This window comes from Allobosea sp., from assembly GCF_030694325.1.
GTDB lineage: Bacteria > Pseudomonadota > Alphaproteobacteria > Rhizobiales > Beijerinckiaceae > Allobosea.
On the sequence record NZ_JAUXYO010000128.1, the window covers coordinates 1 to 2905 of the forward strand.

The 2905-nt window shown below is 70.2% G+C and carries 2 protein-coding genes and 2 pseudogenes; all 4 read left to right on the forward strand.

Annotated elements, in window-relative coordinates:
• Positions 1 to 384, forward strand: a pseudogene (locus tag Q8M82_RS07825) (hypothetical protein); the annotation flags it as partial.
• A 175-nt stretch (positions 385 to 559) separates the two neighbouring features.
• The gene (locus Q8M82_RS07830; protein ID WP_305690810.1) at positions 560 to 1321 is read left to right on the forward strand and encodes an ABC transporter ATP-binding protein; all 762 of its coding nucleotides are present in this window, start codon (positions 560 to 562) and stop codon (positions 1319 to 1321) included.
• Positions 1318 to 2550, forward strand: a complete 1233-nt coding sequence (locus Q8M82_RS07835) for an ABC transporter permease (RefSeq protein ID WP_305690811.1) — start codon at positions 1318 to 1320, stop codon at positions 2548 to 2550. Before Q8M82_RS07830 ends, Q8M82_RS07835 begins: the two co-directional genes overlap by 4 nt.
• Positions 2551 to 2647: 97 nt before the next feature.
• Positions 2648 to 2905, forward strand: a pseudogene (locus Q8M82_RS07840) (hypothetical protein); the annotation flags it as partial.

Here is a 2905-nt window from a genome sequence, read left to right on the forward strand (position 1 = left end):
GAGCGCCGCGCCGGCTTTCGCGAGGCCATGGCCGGCATGAGCGAGGAGGAGCGCCGCGCCGTCTTCCGCAAGGCCCGCGCCGACATGATCACCAAGGTCGCCGCCGTGCTCGACCCGGAGCGCAAGGTGAAGTTCGAGGCGATGATGCAGGGGGGACGCGGCGCGCCGCAGCAAGGCACGCCTGGTCGCGTCTATGTGCTCGACGAAGACGGTCGCCCGCGCGCGGTGCCGGTCATGCTCGGCCCGACCGACGGCGTCTATACCGAACTCGTCTCCGGCGACCTCAAGGACGGTCAGCCGGTGATCATCGGCGGCGGACCGCGCGCAGCAGCGGCGCCCGCGCCTGCGGGAGGGCCGCCCATGCGCGGCCCGCGGCTGTTCTGATGGCGATGTCGGGGGCACCCACCATCCCTTGTCATTCCGGGGCGTCGCGCAGCGGCGAACCCGGAACCCAAGACCGGGTGCAGGCGATGGCAGGCTCGCTCGACCAGGCGAACCCCGTCATGGGTTCCGGGTTCGGCCCCTTGGGCCGCCCCGGAAAGACAAGGTCGTCCACCCCATGCCCCTGATCGAAGCCCGCGACCTCTCCCGCGTCTACGACCTCGATTCCGGCCGCGTCACGGCACTCGACCGCGTCTCGCTCGACATCGAAGCGGGTGACCTCGTCGCGGTAATGGGCCCCTCCGGCTCGGGCAAATCCACTTTCATGAACCTGATCGGCTGCCTCGACCGGCCGACCGGCGGCCACTACCGGCTCGACGGCGTCGCGGTCGAGACGCTCGGCAGCGACGGCCTGGCGGAATTGCGCAACCGCAAGCTCGGCTTCGTCTTCCAGCAGTTCAACCTGCTGCCGCGCGTCGACGCCTGCGCCAATGTCGAACTGCCGATGGTCTATGCCGGGGCCGACCGGAAGACGCGGCGGCAGCGGGCGCTCGCCGCGCTCGGCCGCGTCGGCCTGGGCGACCGCGCCCATCACCGCCCGATGCAGCTCTCGGGCGGCCAGCAGCAGCGGGTCGCCATCGCCCGTGCGCTCGTCAACGAGCCGCGCCTGCTGCTGGCCGACGAGCCCACCGGCGCGCTCGACAGCCGCACGGCGCTGGAAATCCTCGCCCTGTTCCAGGACCTCAACCACGAGGGCGTCACCGTCGTCCTCGTCACCCATGACGCCGAGGTCGCGCGCCACGCCCGCCGCGTCATCCGCTTCCGCGACGGCCGGCTGCTCAGCGACCAGCGGCAGGAGGCGGCCGACGCCCGCAGGGCGCTGCTGGCTCTCGATGCCGGAGCCCAGCCCGTCGAGCCGGTGCCGGAGACCGTCGCATGAGCATCCTTGAGGCCATCCGCTCCGCCCTCTCGGCCATCGGCGCCAATGCGCTGCGCTCGGCCCTGACCATGCTCGGCATCATCATCGGCGTCGCCGCCGTCATCGCGATGGTCGCGATCGGCTCGGGCGCCCGCGAGCGCGTCACCTCGCAGATCAAGTCTCTCGGCGCCAATCTCGCCATCGTCCAGTCGGGCAATGTCACCCAGGGGGGCGCCAGGCTCGGCGCCGGCGCCTCCTCGACGCTGACCGACGAGGATGCGACCGCCATCGCCCGCGAGGTCGACGGCGTCATGGCCGCCGCGCCCGTCATCGTCACCCGGGCCCAGGCCGTCTTCGGCGGAACCAACTGGTCGACCCAGATCACCGCAACCGATCTCGACTTCTTCACCGCCCGCGAATGGGATGTCGGCGAAGGCCGCCTGTTCGAACCCGAGGAGCTGCGCCGCGGCGAGATCGTCGCCATCATCGGCCAGACCGTGGCGCGCAATCTCTTCGGCGAGCAGAACCCGCTCGAACAGCAGTTCCGCATCCGCAACGTACCCTTCCGCGTGATCGGCGTGATGGCCCCAAAGGGCCAGTCGGCCCTGGGCCAGGATCAGGACGACGTCATCTTCGTGCCGCTGGACACCGGTCGGCGCCGGATCGTCGGCCGCAACTATGCCCGCGACCGCTCGGTGCAGACCATCATGGTCAAGTTCGCCAGCGAGGATGCGATCGCGCCCGGCATCGAGCAGACCAGCGCGCTGCTGCGCCAGCGCCACCGGCTGATGGCCGATCAGGAGGACGACTTCATCGTCCGCAACCTCACCGAGATCGCCAACACCGCGACACAGGCCGCCAACACGCTGTCCTGGCTGCTGGCGGCGGTGGCGGGGGTGTCGCTGCTGGTCGGCGGCATCGGCATCATGAACATCATGCTGGTGTCGGTGACAGAGCGGACGCGCGAAATCGGCCTGCGGCTCGCGGTCGGCGCGCGGCAGCGCGACGTCCTGGCTCAGTTCCTGATCGAGGCGACGACGCTCGCCACGATCGGCGGGGCGGTGGGCATCGCGCTCGGCATCGGCTCGGCGCTCACGATTGCGCGAATAGCCGGCTGGCCCTCGGTCGTCTCGATCGAGACGATCCTGATCGCCGTCGGCGTATCCGGCATGATCGGCGTCTTCTTCGGCTTCTATCCGGCCCGCCAGGCGGCGCGGCTCGATCCGATCGAGGCGCTGCGCCGGGAGTGAAGGGGCCTCTCTTTCGCCGGGCTGGGAAACAGGCGTTTAACTCGTCGCCGCTACGGTCGACGTCGAGATGCCTGCCTCCCCCGGGAACTTCCCATTGATGCTCGACACGCCCCTCGCCAAGAACGCCGGCAATCCCGCCGGCCTCTATCAGGAGGCCCTGTCGGGACCGGGCGGTGCGTGGTCATGCGATCTCAAGACCGAGATCGTGACCTGGACGGACGGCGTCTACGACCTGTTCGGCATCCAGCGGGGGCTGACATTGCATCGCTCGATGACGCTCGACGTCTACCAGAGCCAGAGCCGCAGCGAGATGGATCGTCACCGGGCCGCCGCCATCCGCAGCGGCAAGGGCTTC

What these genes read in the sequence shown, in the direction of transcription:
- Q8M82_RS07830 (WP_305690810.1), top strand. Translation starts at nt 560, where the DNA reads ATGCCCCTGATCGAAGCCCGCGACCTCTCCCGCGTCTACGACCTCGAT.
- Q8M82_RS07835 (WP_305690811.1), top strand. Translation starts at nt 1,318, where the DNA reads ATGAGCATCCTTGAGGCCATCCGCTCCGCCCTCTCGGCCATCGGCGCC.